Here is a 24,096-nt window from a genome sequence, read left to right as displayed (position 1 = left end):
TGACTGTTGTAAAAAAACAGATAATGTATAAGGTACTCCCGACTCCCGACTCCCGACTCCCGACTCCCGACTCCCGACTCCCTAAAACCTAGAACGAAAGTACCTCACCCACTTGAAAACTGCTCTAGCTCACGCGCTAACTACTACTTCTCCTACAGGATGAGCCACACAAGTCAAAATCATACCTTCGTTCCGTTCATCCTCTTCGAGAGCATCAGGTTCCTCGTCATACTCTACTTTCCCTTTTAAAAGCTTTTGCTTACAAGCACCACAGGCTCCCATGCGGCAACCGCTGGGTAATGCCAATCCTTCTTGTTCCGCCACATCTAGGATCACATCCTCTGGATCACAGGTGACTTTTTTCCCAGACTTAGCAAAGACTATAGTCGGTTCATTAGAGGTTGACGGTGATTTAACTAATTGCAGTTTAGGACGATCTTCTGCTTTGACTGGTTCAGTAGTCTGTTCTACTGCTTTGGGTTTTGAGGGCTTTTTGCCACCAAAACTCTCTTCATAGTAGTTCTCCATCGGGAAGTCTAGACCGGCTAGCATGGCTTTCACCCCTGCCATAAAGGGATTCGGACCACAGACATAAACAATGCGATCGCGAAAATCAGGAGCCATCTCTTGCACCATGGTTTGATTAAGTCTTCCGGTATAACCCCACCAAGCTTGGTCGAGTTCTGGACGAGTCGTGGTAATAGCAGGCTTAAAGTTAGGGTACAAAGCCGCCATCAACTCTAATTTCTGACGGAAGATGATATCTTTTGGGCTACGAGCGCTGTGGACAAAGACCACATCCACATCAGCCCCAATGTCACAAAGCCACTCAGACATGGACATCATCGGAGTCATCCCGCTACCTGCTGAGATGAACAGCAGTTTATTAGCAGAATGGTCAGCACAGGTAAATTTCCCCATTGGGCCATTTAATCTCACCTCGGACCCAACTTTGATGTTGTCGTGCAACCAGTTAGACACCAAACCCGCTGGAACATCAGGAGTATCGGCTGGTGCTGGAACTCGCTTGACAGTAATTTCCAAAGTATAAGGACGTGAGGGGGCCGAAGAGATGGAGTAGGAACGCTTCACTGGTTTGCCATCAATCTCCAAATCCAGAGTGACAAACTGACCTGGCTTGTAGCTGAACAACATTGGCGGGTCGGCGACAAAGCGAAAGGTCTTGACATCATGGGTCTGATCAATGATCTGCACACAGCGGACAGTAATCTCACCCTTAGTCCACCGCTTCATCCCAGTGCTATTGTCATCTACCACTAGGTTCTGTTCCTGGTTAGAATCATACTGCTGTAGTTCTTTGACCAGCAGGACAAAGTCACCGATGCGGATAATATCCTGTTCCCTCAGGAGCCAGTTCTGGTTAACATCTATCTCCTCATTATTGATCCGAGAGCCATCGGTGCTACCGAGGTCAGCAAAGTAATACTGTCCCCCAAGGCATAGGATTCTGGCATGTACACGACTCACTAGAGGACTATCCAGAAGTAGGTCACAACTCGGGTGACGACCAATCATATACTCACCTTGAATCCCAGTTTTCGGTTTCAGGGTTTTTTCCTGTAACTCGTTGGTTTGAGAGTTGATAAGTATAGTTTTTAGCATGTTTCGTGTTACTCCAGATTACCGCAATCATCGGTCAATTGTGTCAATTACTCAGGACTTACCCATAAACTCTGCCGCTAGGGTGCGTTGATAACACACCATACTATATAAGTGCGTTTGCGTTTGTTACCCAATTTGGCATAAGTCCTGGTAATGAACTATCAGAGGATGATGTATGCTAACTTGACACTTGAATTAACACTTTATTCCAGCATCATACTTAGTACCTTGACCTCTCCCAAAAGTTCACTGTTGGACACATAGCTATATACTTCTCAGGCTTTTGGTAATTTTTTATGCAACAGCATTTTATGACAGCTCCATGCTTACCTTGGCATCGCGATCAAGATTATTTCGCCGCTGAAACTTTTGATATCATATAACGTCTGTAGTAGTCAGCCAGAAGCTAGGGCATTTGATCATCCTAGCTGTTCAGACTATTGATGTGTTGAGGAAGATTGATCTCCATGAAATATCCGATGCGAGTGTTATTATCACTCTTAACCCTATGTACTATTGGCTTAGGAACCGATAACGTATCTGCTCAATCGAATCGATGTGGCCAGATTCGTGCTGTGCGTCGCTTGGCGATTAGCGAAAACTTAGATAGCGATAATCTGGCTACCCTAGAATATAAGTACTGTGGACAGAGTAACCGACGTTCATCAAGTATTCAGTCACCACGAAATTCCTCTCAAGATTGCTTCGACCTGACTGTCATGGCAAAACTAGCCAGCATGACACAAGAGGGAAGAAGCTTTTTGGGTACGATTGAAAGTTTACAGCAAGTTATATGCAATGGTCCTAGCCAAGGTCAGAGGTCTTCGTTAGAGTGGCCAAATGGGGAAACTGCCAAATCAGGGTCAAAATGGAAGTATCCCAACGGAACGACTGCCAAATTCGGGTCAAAATGGAAGTATACTAACGGAACGACTGCTAAAGTCGGGTCACAATGGAAGTATCCCAACGGAAAGACTGCCAAATTCGGGTCATCAGGTTCGTGGAAGTATCCTAACGGTCAGACTGCCCAATTGGGGTCACGTTGGTATACCCCTAAGGGTAGGACTACTTCAGTGGATAGTTTACTGAGCCAGGGTTGTAGTATAGTTGGCACCACAGAATGCGATCGCATCCTCACACACATCAACCGCTCTGACCGGAACAGCTATAGCCTGAACCGCTATGACCCGAACCGCTATGAAACCGAGAGCAGAGACAATTTCTTGCGGGATTTGTCAATCATGCAAATTCTTGACAGGCTGACTAGAGTAGCTGATTAAGCCTCAGGGGGTAACAAGCAGCTTTTTAGCTCCTAAGGGTTTGAGTTCCTAGCCACTGGGTGTAGGGTTTACTGAATAATTAAGCCCACCTACTTAAAACCCTAGACTAGATTTATTGAGAACTGCTATAAGTCCCTAAACATAACTTTTGATAGCTAATAACTGACAGCTCAATCCTTAAAATTGAATCGCGACCAAGATTATTTCAATGGTGAAACTTTTGATATCATCCAACGTCTGTAGTAGTCAGTGAGAAGTCAGGGTCTTTGATAATCTTGGCTGTTCAGACTATTGATATGTTGAGGAAGATTCATCTCCATGAAATATCCGATTCGAGTGTTATTATCACTCTTAACCCTATGTACTATTGGCTTAGGAACCAATAACCTATCTGCACCAGTAGGCGCTTATGAGGAAAAACCCCAAGACAGCGCTACCTCTAAATCTAATCAATGTAGCGAGATTCGTGCTGTCCGTCGCTTGGCGATTCGCGAAAATTTAGATAGCGATAATCTGGCTACCCTAGAATATAAATACTGTAGACAGAGTAACCGACGTTCATCAAGTAGACAGAGTAATCAACGTAATCGACGTAATAGACGTTCATCAAGTATTGAGTCACTACTAAATTCTTCTCAAGATTGCTTCGACCTGACCGTCATGGCCGAACTAGCCAGCATGACAGAAAAGGGAAGAAAGTTTGTGAGTACAATTAGAGGTTTACAGCAAGTTACCTGTAAACGTTCTAGGCAAGGTCAGAGGTCTTCGTTATACTGGCCAAATGGCGAAACAGCCAAATGGGCGTCAAATTGGTATTATCCCAACGGTCAGCAGCTCAAATGGTCACATTGGTATTATTATCCCGACGGAAAGACTGCCAAATCGGGGTCAGATTGGGATTATCCCAACGGTCAGGATGCCAAATGGGCGTCAAATTGGTATACTCCTAAGGGTAGAACTACTTCAGTAGATAGTTTACTGAGCCAGGCTTGTAGTATAGTTAGCAGCAAAGAATGCGATCGCATCCTCACATACATCAACCGCTTTGACCAGAATCGCTCTAACCGAAACCGCAGAAGCACTTTATGGCGGAATCTGGCAATCGTAAAACTTTCTTGGCAGACTTACCAGCAGACTAACCAGAGTAAGTAAGTGAACCTCAGGGGGTAACAAGCAGCCTTTTTAGCTCCTAAGGGTGTCGGGACCGACCTTGTTACTTGGTCTGGGGTGTAGTGAATAATTGCACCCGTAATTAAAACCCTAGGTCAGCGGTCAGCAGTCAGCAGTCAGTGGTCAGCTATCATGGTCATTTTATTCAAAAACACCGATCTAGTAGCGTGGCACAGGCTTCTAGCCTGTGACCTAACCCATAAGCTGAACGCGCACGCGTGCCCGTAGCGCATAAGCTGATAGCTGATAGCTGATAGCTTATAGCTGATAACTGATAGCTGATGACTGATAGCTGATAGCTAATGACTGATAGCTGATGGCTGATAGCTGATAGCTTACTTAATTAAGATGTAAGATCGCTATAGGCTCTATGGCCATGTGTGTGAGGATTTCTCTAAATGCGAGTTTTATTACTGTATCCCTTATTTCCCAAAACGTTTTGGTCTTATGACAAAATCCTTGAATTAGTTAATCGCAAAGTTTTATTGCCACCCTTAGGTCTAATTACTGTTGCTGCATTATTACCTCAAGACTGGGAATTTAAACTGGTTGACCGCAATATCCGAGACGTAACCGAAGCAGAATTTGAATGGGCAGAGCTGGTGATAATCTCAGCGATGATTGTCCAAAAAACCGATGCCCTAAACCAAATTAAGGAAGCCAAACGACGTGGTAAATTAGTGGCATTTGGGGGACCTTATCCTACCTCTTTACCCGAAGAAGCAAAGAAGGCAGGGGTGGATTTTCTAATCCTAGATGAAGGAGAAATCACCCTACCTATGTTTGTAGAAGCTTTAAAGCGAGGGGAAACTAGTGGAACGTTTCGCACTACAGAGAAACCCGATGTCACTCAAACCCCGATTCCCCGCTATGATTTGTTAGAGCTTGATGCCTATGATTCAATGTCAGTACAGTTTTCGCGGGGATGTCCTTTTCAGTGCGAGTTCTGTGACATCATTGTTCTCTATGGCCGCAAATCTAGAACAAAGGAACCAGCCCAGCTTCTCAAGGAATTGGATTATCTCTATGAATTAGGCTGGCGGCGTGGTATCTTTATGGTGGATGACAACTTTATTGGGAATAAGCGTAACGTTAAACTACTTCTGAAAGAGCTAAAAGTATGGCAAAAAGACCATCACTATCCCTTCCGATTTAATACTGAGGCATCTGTAGACCTAGCTGCGGATTCAGAATTGATGGACTTGATGGTAGAGTCTAACTTTGATGCTGTCTTTTTAGGAATTGAAACACCGGACGAAGAAAGCCTTAAACTAACCAAAAAATTCCAAAACACTCGCAGCTCTCTAACGGATGATGTAGATAAAATAATCCGTGCGGGATTACGACCAATGGCAGGGTTTATTATTGGTTTTGATGGAGAGAAACAAGGAGCCGGTTCCCGTATTATTAGTTTTGTTGAACAGGCTGCTATCCCTACAGCCATGTTTGGTATGTTACAAGCGTTACCCAATACTGCTCTATGGAATCGTTTAGAAAAAGAAGGGCGTTTGCGAGATAACACAAAAAAAGATATCAATCAAACCACCCTAATGAACTTTGTTCCTACTCGTCCCATTGAGGAGATTGCTCAAGAATACATCGAAGCATTCTGGACGCTATACGAACCTGAGCGCTATATAGACCGTGCCTATCAATGTTTTTTAAAGCTTGGCCCCCCTAAATGCAAAGCCCCATTCAAAATGCCGGATTTAGTAGATTTGAAAGCTCTGGGGACTGTAATTTGGCGGCAAGGGTTTAAGCGCAGTACTCGCTGGAAATTCTGGCATCATTTATTTGGTATTTTCAGGCATAATCCAGGTGTGTGGGAACATTACCTTACTCTATGCGCTCACAACGAACACTTTCTTGAATATCGTCAAATTGTCCGGGATGAAATTGAAAGACAGTTAGTTGATACTAATCCTAAGTTGATGGATAAAGAATTAATATAAATCTAGCAATTATCAGCAACTTTTTAGGGAAATTAGTTATCCTTTTAAGGGAAAAGGCATGCAAAAGGGAATAGGGAGTAGCGTTGTATCGCTATTCCCTTTTGCATGCCTTTTCCCTTAAAAGANTAATTTATCAAAATTGTGTAAAGTCAAGACATCTATTCAGAATTACAAGACAATTTTCGCGTCTAAATATATCAACAAGACCCCTAGAGGGTCTGGGAGATAAGATCTCGGTATGCCCTACTCAATGGTTTTGGTCTGGCTCAATTTTCTCATAGAAACTGTCCCAATTAGCGATACAGATAGAGCAATGAGTGGTACCTATGACCTACAGTTAGTTGTTCTATCCATTGCTATCGCCTCGATTGTGACCTATACGGTGCTCATTCTAGCTAGACAAGTAAAAACCTCACAAAAGAGTAACCGTAAAGGTTGGCTGATTGGTGGGGCAATGATCATGGGAGTTGGGATTTGGTCAATACACTTTTTGGGAATGCTAGCATTCCGGTTCCCAATCCCCATCACTTATGATATGCCGATGGTACTGCTTTCTTACTGGGTAGCAGTGCTAATATCTGGTGCCGTACTCTATAGTGTCAGCCGCATCACCAACCTCAGACATTTAATGGTGGGCAGTGTGGTAATGGGATTAGCGATCGCATCCGTACCCTACCTGCTGATCGCTGCCATGGGAATACCAAGGCTGATTCACTACAACCTCCTTTTAGTTGCCCTATCCGTTGTTATAGCCAGCTTGACATCCTTTTTCATCTTGTGGCTATCCTTTGATTTGGGGGTAGGAACTAGAAAAGTCCTTAATTGGTGGAAGCTTTGCTGGGCAGTGATCCTGGGATTAGCCATTACCTCTGTACACTATACAACCATGATGGCAGCCAAGTTCCCCGTTACTCCACCATTAGACACTGGGTTTTCTCCAACATTAAATACTTCGGTAGTAACAAGCACAATCGGGATAACTAACCTAATCATCTTCAGCCTCACCTTACTTGCCTCATATTACGAGCAGAAAACGAGTAAAGCACTGCAAGCTCTTAGACAAGAAGCATTGCAAGAGAGCGAAAGGCTATTCCGAACCGTGATTCGAGAAATGCAGGTCGGGGTATTGCTATTCGAGGCAAAAACCGAATTCATGCTCTTTAATCAAGCGGCTCTGGATATACTGGGCTTCACCGAAAGTGAATTGTTGGATAAAAGTCCTTTTGGTTCGGATTGGACTATCATTCACGAAGACACCACTCCATTCCCTACTGAAAGTCGTCCTATCCAACAGGCAATTAGCACCCATAAACTGGTAAGAAATGTGGTTATGGGTGTCCACAATCAAGCGACTAAAGATTGGGTATGGTTACTAGTGAATGCAGATCCCCAGGTGGGGGTGGATGGGTTAGTAGAGCAAGTCATTTGTACCTTTAGTGATATCACCAATCGCAAGCGAGCCGAGGAAGCGCTGCGGCAAGCTGAAGCGAATTACCGTAGCATTTTTGAGAATTCAGTAGAGGGCATCTATCAGATTACACCCGATGGGCGCTTTATTAGTGCCAATCCAGCCTTAGCGCGAATCTATGGCTATTCTTCCCCAGAAGAACTAGTGGAGTCGATTACGAACGTCTCAAAACAAATTTATCTGGACACTGAGGCTCGTAACGAGTTTACTAACAGAATCGCGGAAAATGGTGCTGTATCATCCATTGAGGCTCAGGCTTATCGCAAAGATGGTAGTGTAATCTCGATTTTGGAAAATGTGCGCCCTGTCCGAGACACTAATGGAAATTTGCTCTACTACGAAGGCTCTGTTGAAGACATTACCGAACGCAAGCGAGTTGAACTGGCCTTGCTGGAGAGAGAGGAGCAGTATCGGTCAGTGGTGGAAAATGTGCAAGAGGTTATTTTCCAAACCGATGGGCTTGGGGTGTTGACCTTTCTCAATCCAACTTGGACAGAAATGACGGGCTTTTCTGTAGCAGATAGCATTGGTACTAACTTTATTGATTATCTCCATCCTGATGATCGTCAAACTAACATAGAACTGTTTCAATCCCTAATTACCCACAAACAGGAGTATTATCAGCAGGAACTAAGGTATATTACCAAGGATGGGGGCTCAGGCTGGCTCGAAATTCATGCCCAATTAACCCTAGATCCTGACAATAGTATCACAGGGACTTCTGGCACTATCCAAGATATTACAAATCGTAAATTAACCGAGTCACATCTGAAAGAAAGTGAAAAACAACTGCGTCAAGTTATTGATTTAGTGCCTCATTTCATTTACGCCAAGAACCGAGATGGAGAGTTTTTTCTAGCCAACAAAGCAGTTGCGGAAGCTTATGGTACGACAGTAGATGAGTTACTATACCATCGGGACGAAGATTTTGCTCAATCGTTCCTAAAATCCTTCGAGTTTAGAGAGGCGGATTTGCAGGTATTGGAAAGTGGAGAACCGACACACCTTCCAGAAGAGACGATCATCTATCCCGATGGAGAAAAGCGTATCATCCAAACTACCAAAATTCCCTTCTCCTTAGCAATTTCCCACATGCCAGCGGTATTAAGTGTATCGATTGATATATCTGAGCAAAAGCAAGCCGAGCAAGCATTACACCAGCAACTGACTCGTGTAATGCTACTCAAACAGGTGACCCAAGAAATCCGCCAAAGTTTAAAAACTAAACAAATTTTTCAGACCACCGCCACACAAATTGGTCAAGTGTTTCAGGTCAATCGTTGCACCATTCATACCTATGTTTCCCAACCCTATCCTCGCATTCCTACAGTTGCTGAGTATTTAGAAAAGGGTTATCTATCCATACTGGATTTAGAAATTCCGATTCTGGGGAATCCTTATTTAGAGCAGTTGTTAGTCCAAGACCGAGCCATCAGTTCCCCTAATGTTTACGAAGACCCCCTTCTGAAACCGATGATCCCAATATGTCGGCAGATTGGAGTCAAATCCATGTTGGTAATTCGTACTTCCTATCAGGGGGAACCGAATGGTGTGATTGGAATACATCAGTGTGATGAATTTCGTCAGTGGAGTCTGGATGAAATTGAGTTACTCGAAGCCGTGGCTGACCAAGTAGGGATTGCTATTGCTCAGGCTCACCTGCTTGAGCAAGAAACCCGCCAACGAGAGCAATTGACTGAGCAAAATTTTGCCCTAGAGCAAGCTAGAAGAACTGCCGAAGCGGCCACTCAGGCAAAAAGCGAATTTCTGGCAACCATGAGCCATGAAATCCGCACTCCTATGAATGCTGTGATTGGCATGACGGGTTTGCTACTGGATACAGACCTAACCTCCCAACAAAGAGACTTTGTGGAAACGATCCGCAATAGTGGGGATAGTTTACTCACCATCATTAATGATATTTTGGATTTTTCCAAAATTGAGTCTGGAAAGCTGGAGTTAGAAGAACAACCGTTTAATTTGATCACTTGCATTGAGGAATCCCTAGATTTGTTGGCGGCAAAAGCAGCTGAGAAAAAATTGGAGTTAGCCTATCTATTCCATCCCAACACTCCACCCATGATTGTGGGAGATGTGACTCGGCTGCGCCAAATTCTAGTCAATTTGTTGGGGAATGCGATTAAATTTACCCATATCGGGGAAGTGTTAGTTTCTGTAACTGCCCGAGAACTTAGCATAGGGGAATCGGTTGATAGCAAAGAAACAGAACAAAGCATTACTGCTAGCCACTCCTACCCGTTGGCGTCTGGTTCTGACTACGGAAAACATTACTCTTTGAGTTTCCCTACTCTACCCAATGGAAACTACTACACTCTACAAGGAGGATTTGACCAGACGGGCTATATTAACGGCTATATTAACGGGGTCAGGGGAGCGAACGGAACACAGAACAATACGAGAGACAACACCAGAGTATTTTTACCGCCTCAGCCCCAGATTTCTTCCCGCAACCCTAACACCACCAGATTTTGTCCTCCTTCCACCCAATCTTCAATCTACGAAATCCAATTTGTGGTCAAGGATACTGGCATCGGCATTCCTGAGGATCGGATCGACCGCCTGTTCCAGTCCTTCTCTCAGGTGGATTCCTCCACATCTCGCCAATATGGAGGCACAGGTCTTGGTCTGGCCATTTGTCAACGGCTCACCACCATGATGGGTGGCAAGATTTGGGTAGAGAGTCAAGTTGGTCAAGGCTCTAAATTTTATTTCACTGTATTGGCTAAACAGCCTGATCCGCTCGAGGAACCTAACCTGCCAGTATCTCAGCCATTGTTAGAAGGAAAGCGGCTGCTGATTGTGGATGATAGTGCGACCAACCGCACGATTATCTCCGAGCAAGCCAAGTCTTGGGGTATGTTTACCCAGACAGCAGCATCAGGTAGAGAAGCTCTCGATTGGCTCAGTCAGGGGGATAAATTTGACATTGCCATTCTGGATGGGTTTATGCCTGAGATGGATGGTTTTACCCTAGCAACGAAAATCCGCCAGCAGTCTGAGGGTCAAGCCTTGCCCTTGGTAATGCTCAGCTCAATGAGTCAATCAGATACAAAGCATCATCAGAGTCAGCTAGATATTGCAGCTGTTTTAAACAAGCCTATTAAGCAATCTCAGCTTTACGATGTTTTGACCCAGGTGATGAGCGGACAGCCGATCAAGATTAAGCGCACACCTGCTCAACACCTAAAACTTGACACCGAAATGGCGCAAAAGCATCCTTTGCGGATTTTGTTGGCTGAAGATAATATCGTTAACCAGCAGTTAGCCCTGCAATTGTTGAAACGGATGGGGTACCGGGCTGATGTCGCGGGTAATGGATTAGAAGTACTCCAAGCTCTTAGTCGTCAGCCCTATGACCTGGTTTTGATGGATGTCCAGATGCCGGAAATGGATGGCTTAACTGCGACGCAACGGATTTGTGAACAATGGCCAGCTCATTCACGCCCCTGGATTATTGCCATGACTGCTAATGCCATGGAAGGGGATCGACAAATGTGCCTGAGTGCAGGAATGGATGATTACATTAGTAAGCCGATCCAGGTACCAGAGTTAGTCCGTGCCTTGAGTCAAGGTCGGCACCATCGTGAACTTACCAAGCCAGTAGTAGCTGATCAAGCTGTTGACTTTTCGGTTTTGCAATCCTTGCTCGACAGTATCGGAAAAGGGGGGGCGGAATGCTTGCTTGGTTTGATTGAAATTTACTTAAAAGATACTCCGAGGTTAGTAAAAAACATGGCTCAAGCAATTATTGAAGAAGATCCAAAAGCCATGGAAATTGCGGCTCACACATTAAAGTCTAGTAGCGCTACCCTAGGGGGGATAAATCTCTCCAAACTGTGTCAGAAACTGGAAAGTCTGGGGAGGTCGGACACTATCACTGGAGCAGCGGAAATTTTTGCCCAGCTTGAGTCTGAATACCAAAAAGTCAGAGCAGGACTGACCGAGAGTGCTAAGAAAATTCAACAACAATCCTTGAGCCCAGTGCTCACCCATAATGTTTGATTTTTCGTAAACTATTGCCTCTAAAAAGGCGAATATAAACGACCTTCGCGCAGCTGTACTACTGGCTGATTGGAGATTCTGACTAAGTTTTCATTATGAGTTGTGACAATAACTGTAGTGCCTAGGTGATTAAGTTTCCTGAGAATGTTTAATACCTGCCACGAATTGTCGGGATCGAGGTTACCTGTTGGCTCATCAGCTAATATCAAGGGCGGTGTACTAACAATGGCACGAGCTAGACTTACCCGTTGTTGTTCTCCTCCTGAAAGTTGCTCTGGAAAACAGTTGGCTTTGTCTTGCAAACCCACTAATTTAAGGGTTGGTGTTAGGCGTCGCTTAATTTCTTTGCGAGTGAAACTCTGTGCCCACAGAACAAAAGCGATATTCTCTGACACAGTTCGCTTGGGAATTAGTTTGTAGTCCTGAAAAACAATCCCTAGGCGACGGCGTAGGAATGACAAGCGATCGCCTCGTAATTGCCCAACATTGATTTGATCCACAAATACTTTCCCTTGGGTGGGACGCTGTTCACCATAGAGTAACTTTAGCAATGTGGATTTACCAGCACCAGAAGGCCCTGTGATAAATAAAAAGTCTCCTGACTTGACTTCTAGATTGACGTTAAACAAACCTCGGTTGTTGGGATAGGTTGTTGTCACTCCTTGTAATTTGATTATCGCTTTCTGGGTCATTAGGGATTAGGGAAAGATAGGGAAGTGTGGGGAGATGGGGAGATGGGGAGATGGGGAGATGGGGAGATGGGGAGATGGGGAGATGGGGAGATGGGGAGATGGGGAGATGGGGAAATGGGGAAATGGGGAGTCAGATGAGGGACTGGTATTCCACGAGGCTGAGAAGGTGCTGAGGCAAGCCTTAGCACACAGCCGCTCCCCAACGAGCGTTCGCGTAGCGTGGCCTACGGCCAATCGCCAAAGGCGATGAAGCAAAGCTTCCGCGCTTATGCGATCGCATCAAGATAATACTCGACAATACTCATGTTGTCAGGTGTATTGATTCAGGTCTATTGATTAGGGATTAGGTTATGCCAATCTTTGACCTAAGGCTTTGAGAGCAAACTGAGGCAGAACCATCATTCTTTGACCTAAAGCTTTGAGAGCAAACTGAGGCAGAACCATCATTCGCCGCCAACGGTGGGGTTCTTGATACAACCGATATAACCATTCGAGATTATTCTTCCGGAACCAGGCTGGCGCACGGGTTTTAGCCCCTGACCAGATATCAAAGCTACCACCAACACCAATCCAAGTGGATTGGGGACACAGGTGGCGATTCTGGGCAATCCAAAATTCTTGACGTGGTACACCTAAGCCGACTAGTATGATTTTAGGCTGTTGTTCTTTTAAGGTGAGCTTTAAGTCTTCCTCTGCTTCTGCACTGAGGTAGCCATCACTAATTCCAGCGATCGCTAATTTTGGAACTCTCTTCTGCCAAACCCTAGCTGTTTTTTGGACTACATGAGGGGCTGCCCCATAGAAAAATACTGGGCAAGATTCTCCGTATTGTCCAGCCTTGACCAGTAAAGACTCAGCTAGTTCAATTCCTGGACAGCGCTGCTTTTTTTTACCGTGAAGTCGTAAGTAAAATATAATACCTGCCCCATCAGGAATCACCAATTCTGCCTGCTTGATAACGGCAGCTAGCTCAAGGTTGCGCTCTCCCTGGATTGCCATTTCGGCATTTAGAGTTACCACATGACTACCTAGACCTTTGGTGAGACGATCGTCTAAGAATTGACTGTAGTTCTCTAAAAGGTGAACGGGTAACCCCAAGACAGGAAATTGTTCAGCTGTTTCAAACATTGGCTTTTGCATACCCTCACATCACCCATGTATTTTATTCTACGTAAGACCACTTAAACCCTTCGGCTCTTGGGAACTTGTTCGGGGAATTGGCATTTAACTTATGCTAAAAGCTTTACTGGGCATGGCTTTGAGATTTAAAAATATTTTGCTCAATTCCAATCTTTTTTCCTAGTAAGGGGATGACAGATTTGGGCGGTTATTTAGGATGATCTGTTATGGCAGAGGCAAAACTTCTTTAATTAACTCCTCAGGATTTGGCACTGATCAGGAAAACTTGGGAATTGGGTATGTTGTTGGGTTGGGAATTGGGTATGTGATTGGGTCGGAATTGGGAATTGGGATTTGATGGTGGTGTTGAACTCTATTAGGACTTATTCCCCCATCCTCGGCTAAGCCGACACTACGTGAACAGCGAAGTTAGTTGGGGCAAGTTTGATTGAAAATTAAAAACACTATTAGGAGTTGACGGTTGACCATTTAGCCCAGAGCAAAGTCAACCGTCAACTATCAATCGTCAACCGTCAACTGTTAATCAGTTGTTAGCAAAGACACTAGCAGCAGCAGCAATACCTGCTCCTGGTGTCATGGATGGGTGTCCTAATTCCTGAAGGGTGGCTTCGAGAGCACCAATGACAGCAAGAATATCTTGCTCACAGACAAAACCTAAGTGACCAATGCGGAATATTTTTCCCTTATAGTGGTCTTGTCCCCCAGCTAGAGCAATGTTATAGCGTTTTTTCATCACAGAACGGATTTGTTCGGACTCTACTGATGTGGGAATCACTGCCGTTGCGGCTGGGCTAGCATACTCATCAGAACCAAACAAAGGTAATGATAGGGCTTTGACGGCGGCGCGGGTTGCTTGCATCAGAAGCTGGTGACGGGAAAATATTGATTCTAACCCTTCTCTTTTCATCATGCCCAGTGAAGCTTGTAGGGCAATAACTAGGTTCACTGGCGGGGTAAAGGGATTGCTGTTTTTAGCAGTAGATTTCTTGTAAGTCCCTAAATCTAGGTAAAACTTGGGCAGGGTAGCAGTTTTGTAGGCTTCCCAAGCTTTAGGACTAACACTGACAAATCCGAGTCCTGGGGGAATCATGTATCCCTTCTGGGAACCAGAGCCTACTACATCGAGACCCCAGTCATCAATGGGTACATTGACTGCTCCGAGGCTGGTAACGGCATCAACAATAATTAGGGCTTCGCCGTGGTCTTTGACGTAACGATTTATGGTTTCTAAGTCGTTAAGAACGCCAGTAGAGGTTTCAGAGTGGGTAACGATTACGGCTTTGATTTGCTTTTCGGTATCAGCTTCTAGCTTTTCACGAAACTGCTCCGGATCTAGGGGCTTACCCCACTCGGCGGTAATGGTGTCCACTTCCAGACCAAAAGCAGTACTGATTTTGCCCCAACGGTCGCCAAATTTACCATTAGAACCAACTAAAACGCGATCGCCTGCACTGAGGAAGTTAATAATGCCAGCTTCCATGACTCCGGTACCGCTAGCGGTTACAGTCAAGACATCATTTTTGGTCTGGTGTAGCCATTTGAGGTTTTCATTGACCTCTGCCATGATTTCGCTAAATTCGGGACTACGGTGTCCGATCGGGTGTTTGGCCATGGCCAGTAATACTTGTTCTGGTACTGGCGTCGGGCCAGGAATCATTAGTTTGAGCTTGTCTTCCATCTGTAGTTAGTCTTGGTATCTAGGGTTGTTGTGATCTGATGATTGGTTAGTTACTCTGAACTGACCGATTAAGTCTTGGATGTTACCGGACAAAACCGGAAATTCAAGGTTAATTTAGCGGTTACTTTGGCGTTTCACCACCGGACCATGGGAGCGGTTATCCCCACCCATGCTTACACGAAGACTGACCCAGCCACGCTAGATTTAAACTTGCCTTAAAGTCTTTGTATATTGACATCCTGAAGTTAGGACACTCTTTAGTTCGGAGCCATAGCGAGCATGTGTTATTGATGCCGACAGTGGGAGTGACGCTCCTCAGGAGTAGGTAACAATCTCAAAATATATTGGCTCAAACTGGATACTGTGACTAAATTTCTTAGTTTTTTATTTATGAAGTTGACAATTTAATTAGGAAGTCTTCCTGCTGAATCCGGTAAACCATTTTTTGAGTCATGGGCATCCAATTTGACGCTGTTGAGAGACCAGCGATACTCCATTGGCAAGTTGGCTCGCTGACAGCTTTGTTCTAATTGCTTCTGTTGAGCTAGGGCTTTACGCAGAGTACTGATCAATTCATGAACCTGCTCTCGCAATTGGGGGTTTTGACTGGTAGCAAATGCGGTTTGGCGCTCTAGCAGTTGGAGCAGCAGTTCGTAGTGAATATAAGATGGAAGGGGAATTGGATCCATGAAATTTGCTGTACCTCGGTGAGTCGGAGTCTGCCATCAAAATTGACTATTTTTTTGGGCTATGGGTCACTGATGGCTAAACAAGCTGGCAATAGCAACTGCTGGGTCTGGCTGTTTTACCAATGACTCACCAATGAGGACGGCTGTGGCTCCGGCAGATGCTACCTGATCAAGGTGAGCGTTGGTATGAAGCCCTGATTCACTGACTACCAGAATGCCACGTTCGAGTAGTTGGTTAGCCCTTGCTGCTAGTAATTGACAGGTTGTTTGTAAATCGACGGAAAAATCTTCCAAGTTACGATTGTTTATACCTACTAGGGTAACTCCATCGAGAGATAATACTCGATCTAATTCAGATTGGGTATGGACTTCGATCAAGGGGGTGATCGACAGAGTCTTAGCAATTTTGATAAAGTATTGCAGGTCTTGATCGGAAAGGATGGCTGCAATTAGTAAAACTGCATCTGCTCCGTGACTACGAGCCATGTACATTTGGTAGGGATAGATGATGAACTCCTTACACAGCAAAGGCAGGTCTACAGCAGCACGAACTTTTGCCAGGTTTTCCCAACTACCCTGAAAGAATTTTTGATCTGTCAGCACTGAGATCGCACTAGCACCACCCTGGCTGTATGACTGAGCAATGGCTACTGGGTCAAAATCTTCTCGAATAACCCCTTTGCTAGGAGATGCTTTTTTGATTTCTGCAATCAGGGCAGGGCTAGTCTTTCCTGATTTTAGGGCTGCTAGAAAGTCTCGGGGGGGTGGTGCTGTTTGTACTCGCTTACGCAACTCCACTAGGGGCAGACTTTCCCGCATCTGGTCAATTTCTTTCTCTTTGTGCCAGACAATTTCTTCGAGAATATGGTGGGGTTTATCGTCTGGTAGTGCAACTTGATAGTGCAGGGTTTGGATTTTAACTGCTGGATTAGGTGGGCGTCGGCGAATTTGCATCAGTAGTTTTATATAGTGAGTGCGTCAGTCCCTCAGTGCGTCAGTTTCTCAGTGCGTCAGTTCCAAAATCCTTTGTTAATTAGCAATTAACAAAGGATTTTGACTAATGAGTTACAGCTCGTTTGTAAGCTTCGTCGAGTACTTCTGACAGAGTGGGGTGAGCATGGACTAAGTAGGCGAGGGAGTTGACCGATTGTCTGTTTGCGATCGCATTTGAGGCTTCGTGAATTAAGTCGGAGGCGTGGATACCTAGGATGTGGACTCCTAGGACTTCCCCGGTATCTTTACGGTAGATTACTTTCGCTACCCCATCTGCTTCTCCTTCTGCGATCGCTTTAGAATTCCCCTTAAAGTATGATTTTACAATGGATACTTCAAAGCCTTCTTCGGAGGCCAATTTTTTGGCTTGTGGTTCGCTTAGGCCGACGTAGCTGATTTCTGGATGGGTAAAGGCGGCTGCGGGTATGCTGCGGTAGTCTATGGTGCGCTGACGTCCACAGATATTCTCTACTGCGACAATACCTTGAGCGGATGCGGCATGGGCTAACATCATTTTCCCAGTGGCATCACCAATTGCCCAAAGATGGGGCACGGGTTCCCCTGCTGAAAGTACTGCCATGGTGTCATCTACGGGAATAAAACCGCGCCGGTCTGTTTCCACTCCTACGGCATCTAGTCCTAGGTCTTTGGTGGCGGGAATCCGACCTGTAGCGACCAGGCAAGCATCGACTTCGAGCACATCGACTACTTCCTTGGTTTTGGTATCTGCTAGTTCAATTACTACCGGGGAACCGGGAGTTACTTTCATCGCTAGCACCCCAGTGTGAGTTTCAATGTCCCGAGGTTTGATCAGGATGCGTGTGGCTAGTTTGGCAATATCAGGGTCAAAGGTTGGCATCAGGTCATCTAGGGCTTCGATCATGGTGATTTCAGACCCTAGTGCTGTGTAGACATCAGCAAACTCTAGACCAATGTAACCACTGCCCACGATTGCTACCCAATCTGGCAGCCATTCTAGTTTTATGGCGTCATCGCTGGTAAACACGGTTTTGCCATCAATCTCAATTCCTGGGGGTACAAAGGGAATTGAACCAGCGGATATCATAATATCTTTGCCAGTGATAGTTTTTTCGCCATTGTCTGTAGCAACGGTTACTTTTTGAGGTGCAGCTACTTTACCCCAGCCTTTGATAATATCCACACCCAGGCGTTTTAGGCTGTTGGTCAGGTCACCACGAATTTTACTGACTAGATTGCTGGCATGATTTGCGATCGCATTTCGGTCAAACTCAACCCCTGCTACTTTAATCCCAAGGGCATTGAGATGATGAGCGTCCTGTAGCTCTCGCACTCTACCTGATGCGGCTAATAGAGCTTTAGAAGGGATGCAGCCCCGGTTGACACAAGTTCCGCCCATGTCAGCGGCTTCAATAATAGCGGTTTTCAGACCACAGCTAACTGCGTGTAAGGCAGCACCATGACCCCCCACACCAGCACCGATAATCAATAAATCGTAATCAAAGTCTTGACTCACATCTATCTCCTGAGTTACATTGGCTATGCTTCGTCCTTATTATTTTCAACTTGACCAATCCAGGATTGCAAGTGCTCAACCATTAAGATTGGGAGGGTGAAGTATGAAGTATCTAGCAGAGCATTGGGAACAGGGAACAGGGAGCAGGGAACAGGGAACAGGGAATATGGCATCAAAAATTATCACAATTCATTCCTTTAGGATCCCTAGATTAAGGGCGTTGCTGAATTTAGGAATGAATAAGAGTAGAGTGGGCATCCTGCCCGCTCGAAAATAAGGAGGAAACTGGCAAGATGCCAGTTCTACGCAAGATGCCAGTTCTACGCAAGATGCCAGTTCCACGCAAGATGCCCATTCCACGCAAGATGCCCATTCCAGAAAACTCTTAAAAACATTCCATTATTAAGCAACGCCAGATGTTGCTGATTAATTCAGAAACGCTGCCGTTTAGCTTCGTACAACATCAAGGCAGCAGCAATCGCTACGTTTAATGATTCTACCCCTGGCATCAGGGGAATCTTAACTTGCTGATCTGCGGTGTTTACTAAGTCTTCTCTAAGTCCAGCTGCTTCATTGCCCAGGAGTATTAAGCTAGGACAGCGCCAATCTATGTCCCAGTAACTGACCTTAGCATCTGGTACTGTGGCCACTACTTGTATGCCTTGAGCTTGAGCTTGAGCTACGAGGGTGGGCAAATCCGGGGTAACTGCTATGGGCAGACGGAACCACTGACCGACTGAGGCTCGCAACACTTTAGGATTATCTAGCTCTACACTATCGGAACTGAGCCACAATCCTTCTGCACCAGCGGCTACCGCAGTTCTAATGATTGTTCCAAGATTTCCTGGGTCTTGTATAGTTTCTAGGGCTAGCCCTAGGGAGAGGGAATTGAGGGGTTTCGGGGAAAGGGGAAGACGGGTTGCTGTGGCTATCACTCCATCTGGCTCAACTGTAGTAGCGATCGCTTTTAGTACAGACTGACTTACCACTTCCACTCTTTGGGACCGAACCGAAGCATCTTGGGATAGTTGTGGATGAGCTTCAAGCCATTCTGGTGTATAGCAGAGGGTGACTAGGGGATAATCTACCGCACAGGCTTCTGCCAACAGGTTGGTTCCCTCCAACAGAAATAGGTCTTGCTGCCGACGTCCTTTTACTCTGTGCAGCTTCCGAATTTCCTTGACTAGGGGATTCTTAGTGCTTGTCAGCATACAAGTCTGGCTAATTATGCGGAACCCGGGACTTGAACCCGGAAGTCCTTGCGAACACTAGAACCTGAATCTAGCGCGTCTACCAATTCCGCCAGTTCCGCGTTTGTTGGCGCTATAGCAATCTTTGGTGATTCCGATAGTGGTCAGTTCTGATTCAGAACTGTCACGGTTGAGGATTAAACTTAGGGTTGCTATAGGGTTTGCTCTATTAGCTCACCGGTTTTTTAGTATACAGCATTTACTGGGATTTTGGACAAGAAACTTGTCGATAGCCGCAACGCCTGCAAATTTCCCGGTTTACATTGCCAACTACTGAGTATAGTGGAAAACCTGACATTCGATCAAGATACGTGGAAAACTAGACATTTAAAAACTTTCAGGTAAAATCAAAACCAAATTTAACATTTCGCCAGAAATTGCAATGATTTTGGAGGATAGACCCATTAATCACTCTCAAAGCCCGATAAATCCCCAATCTCTGTCCCAGGAAAACGAATCGGTTCTCAAGATTTGGGGTAGAGCGTCTCTCCACGGACAGGTAAAAATTAGTGGAGCTAAAAATTCTGCCTTGGCAATTATGGCAGGGGCTTTACTGTGTTCTCAAGATTGCCGACTGCGTAATGTGCCTTCCCTAGTAGATATCGAGCGGATGAGCCAGATTCTTGCTGCTGTGGGAGTGAAGCTCAAACGCAGTGGTGACATCTTAGATTTAGATGTCAGCCATATCGGACAATCAAAAGCTCCCTATGAGTTGGTTAGCCAGCTGCGAGCTAGCTTTTTTATCCTCGGTCCGATGCTAGCGCGATTGGGAGTGGCACGGATACCACTGCCTGGTGGCTGTGCGATTGGTGCTAGACCTGTAGACCTCCATGTCAGGGGTCTACAAGCGATGGGCGCTCAGGTTCATATTGAGCATGGGATTGTCAATGCTTATGTGAAAGGAACAGGTAACAACAAGCTAAAGGGGGCAAAAATCTACCTGGATTACCCCAGTGTCGGCGCAACGGAAACTCTGCTGATGGCAGCCACTCTGGCAGAAGGGGAAACCACCCTTGAAAATGCTGCTCAAGAGCCAGAAGTGGTGGATTTGGCGAATTTCTGCCGAGCAATGGGAGCTCAAATTAGTGGTGCTGGTACTAAAACTATTAGTATCTCTGGGGTTTCTAGTTTACATTCGGTGGATTACCCGATTATTCCTGACCGGATTGAGGCTGGCACTTTCTTGGTAGCTGGGGCAATTACCCACTCTGAACTGAGCCTTTACCCAGTAATACCGGAACATTTAACTGCTGTGATTGCTAAGCTACGGGCAATTGGTAGTGAGGTGATGGTGGAAGAACCCAATCGCTTACGAATTATTCCCAATAAACTAAGGGCAACGGATATTGAAACTTTGCCTTATCCTGGATTTCCTACGGATATGCAAGCCCAGTTTACGGCCTTGCTGGCTCTGAGTGAAGGAAACTGTGTGGTTAGCGAAACGGTTTTTGAAAATCGGCTGCGTCATGTTGCCGAATTGAATCGTATGGGGGCGGATATCCGGGTTAAAGGGAATAATGCGATTATCCGAGGTGTGCCAATGTTGTCGGGAGCACCAGTAGTGGGTACGGATTTACGAGCATCTGCTGCACTTGTGGTCGCTGGGTTAGGGGCAGAAGGAATAACTACGATTCAGGGACTCCGTCATTTAGACCGGGGTTATGACGATTTGGAGGGTAAACTCCGACAACTTGGTGCTAGAGTAGAACGGGTTCCGGCTCAGATAGAGGAAGAGGAACTTCCTCCGACTCCCACTAATGCCATGACTGCAACACCTTAGTAGTTATAGTCATTAGTCATTAGTCATTGAGAAATTGTTAATTGTTAATTGTTAATTCTGATCAATTTTCAATTTTCAATTTTCAGTTTTCAATATCTCTACTAGAGCTTGCTTTACTGTGGAATACTGATATTCCCATCCATAACTAGTGGTTCGTTTGGGTAGCACCTGTTGACCTTCCAAGACTACTGTGGCTCCTTCTCCCAGCAGGGCTTCTAGGGCAACACTGGGAACTGGTAACCAGGAGGGACGATTGAGAACCTCTCCAATGGCGTTACATAGTTCGGACATCAAGACAGGATTGGGGGCTGTGGCATTAAAAATCCCTTCCATGTCTGGTCTGGTTAGGGCAGCTATGATTAAGTTCACTACATCGTCTCGGTGAATCCAAGAAAACCATTGGCGACCGGTACCGATTGGCCCTCCAGCAAACATTTGAAAGGGGGGTATCATTTTGGCTAAGGCACCGCCATTGCCCAAAACTATACCGAGGCGCAGAATCACTAGTCGTACATCAGCTTCTTTGACTTTCTGGGCTTCCCCTTCCCAGGCTTGACAAACCTCTGCCAGAAAGTCGTCTCCAGCAGGACTTGTTTCATCAAAGGTTACTGTTTCACTAGTGCCGTAGTAACCAATGGCAGAAGCGTTTACTAATACCGTGGGTTTAGGGTCAGCAAGAGCGATCGCTTCCACTATTTTTTGGGTACCTAATTGGCGGCTATTGAGGATTTCTTGCTTACGGGCTGCTGTCCAGCGCTCTTCAGCAATGGGGGCTCCGGCTAAATTGACTACACCATCACAGCCTGCGATCGCATTTTGCCAATCCCCTGATTCGGTGGGAGTGTAGGTAATAGTTTCTATATTGGGAAATTTCGCCTTAGCTTTAGCTGAGTCACGGGTTAAGATTAAGGGTTGATGTCCTTCTTCTTGTAGACGCTCGACTAAGCGGCTACCGACAAATCCTGTTGCTCCAGTAATTGCGACTTTCATACTTCATCCTTGATACTTGATATCGTGTCTGATAGCACACTTATGGCTTAGGTTAACCTGGGACGGAACCCAAAGACCGGGGGAAATGTGTAGGATGGGTAATTATCCTTCAGTTGGTGGTTTGCTTTCACCGTAAGCCATGCCGTTGGCTTCAGCGTACCGATTCATGAAGCGCATGAAGCGTTCCCAATGGTCGTCTTGATCAATTTCAACTTTACACTCCACTCCTGCTAGCTCATCTCCTTCTGGACCACCGAAGCGAAATTTTATTGAGGATGGAGTCATATTAATGACCCCTTCTTCGTCTGTTAAGACCATTGATTGAGAAAATCGGTTTCTATAACTGTTGAATTGTTCAATAGCCTTTAAGCTTTCAAAGGTCATTAAGACGATGCGGGCTCCTGAGCTTCGGTTTTTTCTGAGGCTGACGTCACTCAGCTGTTCATAAATACCGTCAAAGAATTGGATGGATGGTGTTGAGGAGTTCATTTGAAATATAAAAACATCGTTAAATTTTAGTATATCGCCTTGGGAGGGGTTGACAAAATTATTTTTATAGGTAACAGGGAGTAGGGAGTAGGGAGTAGGGAGTGGGGAGTGGGGAGTAGGGAGTGGGGAGTAGAGAGTAGGGAACTAGATTAGATGACTTTGCTCAGCCTACTTTAATTGGTATTTTTTGGATTTACTTCCTATGATTTACAACACTTTTGCTAAGCAATTATTTTTGCTATTATTTCCAGTTAATTGAGGATATTTAAGGATAAAATATAGGTATATTTTTGATAAAAAGTTTATGAGCAATTTTGGTAATTTATCATAACATAAAAAAGTAGCTTTCTTTACTATTGCTATTAAGTCCCTGCTCCGAATTTCCTCAAAACCAAGGAAGACTAACCACAAATGAACCGCCGCCGCATTCTTAAAACTGGACAACCTTACAGCTTTAGCCAATATTTTGACCTTCCCTTTACCCTAGAAGATATCTTGGCTGAATTTGACTGTACCTTTGTGCGATCGCATATCGATCTACCTCGTCAACCCTTCACTGCTGCTATTGAACCCCTGCTGCACCAAATCGAGCGTAACCGCAAGCGCATTGAGCTGATCAACGAAACTGCCCGTCGGGAAGCCCTGATCGCACCAATTCTGTTTGAAGTAGTCGATCTAACTAATCACCGCATTTACATTGAATATTCCATCGCCGTTAGCGAACACCTGCGGGGAACCTTAGATTATTATATTGCTAACCATAACGTGATTGTGATAGAAGCCAAACAATCTGATCTGGTACGGGGCTTCACTCAACTGGCGGTGGAGTTGGTTGCCCTTGATCAGTGGCTCCAGTCTGACCAGAGAATTTTGTATGGCATTGTTACCACCGGAGAAGACTGGCGTTTCGGTACTTTTAATCGCCAAGAACGTTCTATACAACAAGACCCCAAGCGCTACCTCGTCCCAGAAGAGCTAACCGAGTTGCTGGAAATTTTAGTGGGGATTATGAATTGAAACGGTTAATTAATTATAGTGGTTTTTAATTAGGGAGTCGGGAATCGGGAATCGGGAATCGGGAATAGAGAATAGGAATATAAGTATGAAAAACGCGCTGATCGCAATTTTTAGTTTAAATTTATCCTTGCTCTCAACCATTACTTTTATTTAAAAGTATGATCAACGAGTTTTGATTAAGGAGGCGATAATATCATCAGATATCGATGATCGACTGCATCAATACAATGTCTTTAACTATACCCAATTATCGAAAATTACTTCTTCAGTATCCTCTCTACCCACACTCCCCACACTCTTTCCCCTACTCCCTACTCCCTACTCCCTACTCCCTACTCCCTACTCCCTACTCCCTACTCCCTTTATA

The 24,096-nt window shown here is 45.2% G+C and carries 19 protein-coding genes, 1 tRNA gene and 1 pseudogene; 8 read left to right on the top strand and 13 right to left on the bottom strand.

What is annotated here, in order from left to right:
• Nucleotides 1-129: 129 nt before the first annotated feature.
• Nucleotides 130-1,623 carry an FHA domain-containing protein gene (locus F6J94_RS03075; RefSeq protein ID WP_293036764.1) on the bottom strand — a complete coding sequence of 498 codons (1,494 nt, stop codon included), beginning with the start codon at nt 1,621-1,623 and terminating at the stop codon, nt 130-132.
• A 467-nt stretch (nt 1,624-2,090) separates the two neighbouring features.
• Between F6J94_RS03075 and F6J94_RS03070 the strand changes: the two genes are divergently transcribed.
• From F6J94_RS03070 to F6J94_RS03055, 4 genes are all read left to right on the top strand, one after another.
• Complete coding sequence (locus F6J94_RS03070) at nt 2,091-2,903, top strand: hypothetical protein (RefSeq protein ID WP_293036762.1); 813 nt, start codon at nt 2,091-2,093, stop codon at nt 2,901-2,903.
• Nucleotides 2,904-3,221: 318 nt separating this feature from the next.
• Complete coding sequence (locus tag F6J94_RS03065; RefSeq protein ID WP_293036760.1) at nt 3,222-4,055, top strand: hypothetical protein; 834 nt, start codon at nt 3,222-3,224, stop codon at nt 4,053-4,055.
• A 416-nt stretch (nt 4,056-4,471) separates the two neighbouring features.
• Nucleotides 4,472-6,025 carry a B12-binding domain-containing radical SAM protein gene (locus F6J94_RS03060; RefSeq protein WP_293036758.1) on the top strand — a complete coding sequence of 518 codons (1,554 nt, stop codon included), beginning with the start codon at nt 4,472-4,474 and terminating at the stop codon, nt 6,023-6,025.
• 238 nt (nt 6,026-6,263) lie between these two features.
• A complete protein-coding gene (locus tag F6J94_RS03055; RefSeq protein WP_293036756.1) occupies nt 6,264-11,516 on the top strand; it encodes a PAS domain S-box protein in 5,253 nt (1,750 codons plus the stop codon).
• Nucleotides 11,517-11,536: 20 nt separating this feature from the next.
• On the opposite strand, the gene ftsE is transcribed toward F6J94_RS03055, so the two are convergent.
• The gene (gene ftsE / locus F6J94_RS03050; RefSeq protein WP_293036754.1) at nt 11,537-12,208 is read right to left on the bottom strand and encodes a cell division ATP-binding protein FtsE; all 672 of its coding nucleotides are present in this window, start codon (nt 12,206-12,208) and stop codon (nt 11,537-11,539) included.
• 58 nt (nt 12,209-12,266) lie between these two features.
• Here ftsE and F6J94_RS03045 point away from each other — a divergent pair, with 58 nt between their 5' ends.
• Nucleotides 12,267-12,458: a hypothetical protein gene (locus F6J94_RS03045; RefSeq protein ID WP_293020117.1), complete on the top strand. Its 192-nt coding sequence runs from the start codon at nt 12,267-12,269 to the stop codon at nt 12,456-12,458.
• Between the two features lie 98 nt (nt 12,459-12,556).
• Here F6J94_RS03045 and F6J94_RS03040 read toward each other — a convergent pair whose 3' ends face one another.
• The 8 genes from F6J94_RS03040 to F6J94_RS03005 all read right to left on the bottom strand — a co-directional run bounded on the left by F6J94_RS03040 (nt 12,557) and on the right by F6J94_RS03005 (nt 19,515).
• Entirely contained in the window at nt 12,557-13,336 is a 780-nt protein-coding gene (locus F6J94_RS03040) for a WecB/TagA/CpsF family glycosyltransferase (protein WP_293036752.1), read from the bottom strand.
• Nucleotides 13,337-13,871: 535 nt separating this feature from the next.
• Nucleotides 13,872-15,026, bottom strand: coding sequence for an alanine--glyoxylate aminotransferase family protein (locus tag F6J94_RS03035; RefSeq protein WP_293036750.1), 1,155 nt, complete (start codon nt 15,024-15,026; stop codon nt 13,872-13,874).
• Between the two features lie 404 nt (nt 15,027-15,430).
• Nucleotides 15,431-15,715: a DUF5340 domain-containing protein gene (locus F6J94_RS03030; protein WP_293020122.1), complete on the bottom strand. Its 285-nt coding sequence runs from the start codon at nt 15,713-15,715 to the stop codon at nt 15,431-15,433.
• Between the two features lie 66 nt (nt 15,716-15,781).
• On the bottom strand, nt 15,782-16,672 hold the full coding sequence (gene trpC, locus F6J94_RS03025; RefSeq protein ID WP_366510656.1) for an indole-3-glycerol phosphate synthase TrpC: 891 nt from the start codon (nt 16,670-16,672) through the stop codon (nt 15,782-15,784).
• Between the two features lie 100 nt (nt 16,673-16,772).
• A complete protein-coding gene (gene lpdA / locus F6J94_RS03020; protein ID WP_293036745.1) occupies nt 16,773-18,203 on the bottom strand; it encodes a dihydrolipoyl dehydrogenase in 1,431 nt (476 codons plus the stop codon).
• 23 nt (nt 18,204-18,226) lie between these two features.
• Nucleotides 18,227-18,379, bottom strand: coding sequence for a hypothetical protein (locus F6J94_RS03015; protein WP_293036743.1), 153 nt, complete (start codon nt 18,377-18,379; stop codon nt 18,227-18,229).
• A gap of 255 nt (nt 18,380-18,634) precedes the next feature.
• Nucleotides 18,635-19,414: an RNA methyltransferase gene (locus F6J94_RS03010; RefSeq protein WP_293036741.1), complete on the bottom strand. Its 780-nt coding sequence runs from the start codon at nt 19,412-19,414 to the stop codon at nt 18,635-18,637.
• 17 nt (nt 19,415-19,431) lie between these two features.
• Nucleotides 19,432-19,515, bottom strand: a tRNA-Leu gene (locus F6J94_RS03005).
• Nucleotides 19,516-19,835: 320 nt separating this feature from the next.
• Here F6J94_RS03005 and murA point away from each other — a divergent pair.
• The gene (gene murA / locus F6J94_RS03000) at nt 19,836-21,233 is read left to right on the top strand and encodes a UDP-N-acetylglucosamine 1-carboxyvinyltransferase (protein ID WP_293036739.1); all 1,398 of its coding nucleotides are present in this window, start codon (nt 19,836-19,838) and stop codon (nt 21,231-21,233) included.
• Between the two features lie 75 nt (nt 21,234-21,308).
• Here murA and F6J94_RS02995 read toward each other — a convergent pair whose 3' ends face one another.
• Nucleotides 21,309-22,223: a TIGR01777 family oxidoreductase gene (locus F6J94_RS02995; protein WP_293036737.1), complete on the bottom strand. Its 915-nt coding sequence runs from the start codon at nt 22,221-22,223 to the stop codon at nt 21,309-21,311.
• Between the two features lie 102 nt (nt 22,224-22,325).
• Nucleotides 22,326-22,712, bottom strand: coding sequence for a photosystem II reaction center protein Psb28 (gene psb28, locus F6J94_RS02990; RefSeq protein WP_293036735.1), 387 nt, complete (start codon nt 22,710-22,712; stop codon nt 22,326-22,328).
• A gap of 411 nt (nt 22,713-23,123) precedes the next feature.
• Between psb28 and F6J94_RS02985 the strand changes: the two genes are divergently transcribed.
• Nucleotides 23,124-23,729 (top strand): hypothetical protein, encoded by a 606-nt coding sequence (locus F6J94_RS02985; RefSeq protein WP_293036733.1) that lies wholly within the window; start codon nt 23,124-23,126, stop codon nt 23,727-23,729.
• Between the two features lie 9 nt (nt 23,730-23,738).
• Here the strand turns inward: F6J94_RS02985 and F6J94_RS02980 are convergent, their stop codons facing one another.
• Nucleotides 23,739-23,870, bottom strand: a complete 132-nt coding sequence (locus tag F6J94_RS02980) for a hypothetical protein (RefSeq protein WP_293020135.1) — start codon at nt 23,868-23,870, stop codon at nt 23,739-23,741.
• A gap of 31 nt (nt 23,871-23,901) precedes the next feature.
• Here F6J94_RS02980 and F6J94_RS02975 point away from each other — a divergent pair.
• Nucleotides 23,902-24,096 (top strand): annotated as a pseudogene (locus F6J94_RS02975) (hypothetical protein); the annotation flags it as partial.

This window comes from Moorena sp. SIO1F2, from assembly GCF_010672755.1.
Taxonomy (GTDB): domain Bacteria; phylum Cyanobacteriota; class Cyanobacteriia; order Cyanobacteriales; family Coleofasciculaceae; genus Moorena.
Note: the sequence above shows the minus strand (reverse complement) of the source record. Positions and strands in the feature narration are given on the sequence as shown.